This window comes from Halomonas sp. ND22Bw (genome assembly GCF_003011945.1).
Lineage (GTDB): Bacteria > Pseudomonadota > Gammaproteobacteria > Pseudomonadales > Halomonadaceae > Halomonas > Halomonas halophila.
The window spans coordinates 1-267 of record NZ_PXWD01000993.1 but is presented as its reverse complement, the minus strand read 5'-3'; the positions used below and the strand labels follow the sequence as shown (position 1 = coordinate 267).

At 43.8% G+C, this 267-nt stretch carries 1 protein-coding gene; it reads left to right on the top strand.

Annotation, left to right across the window (positions count from 1 at the left end; genetic code table 11):
* Positions 1 to 24: 24 nt before the first annotated feature.
* Positions 25 to 267, top strand: a 243-nt coding sequence (locus tag CVH10_RS26895; RefSeq protein ID WP_219924943.1) for a hypothetical protein, incomplete at its 3' end; no start/stop codon positions are given.

The following is a 267-nucleotide window of genomic DNA, read 5'->3' as shown; positions in this document are numbered from 1 at the left end:
ACTGTATGGAGCGCTCAGAAAGGTGTGAACGCCCAACAGCAATCAACTGCCATAAAAAACAATACGCAAGTTGAAGCACAGGCAATGCAAGAGATTTCGCGTAATACTCGCATGAAGAAAGTCCTCAGGGATTACGGCAATCAATCTATGGGGTACAAGCCATGTGAAACCAGTAAAGAAAGAGCTATCTTGGTAATTAATACCAAGAACACTCAAGAATCTGTTCCTCAGATGATTAAAAGAGAGGTAACAGCGGCGCCTGGTGTC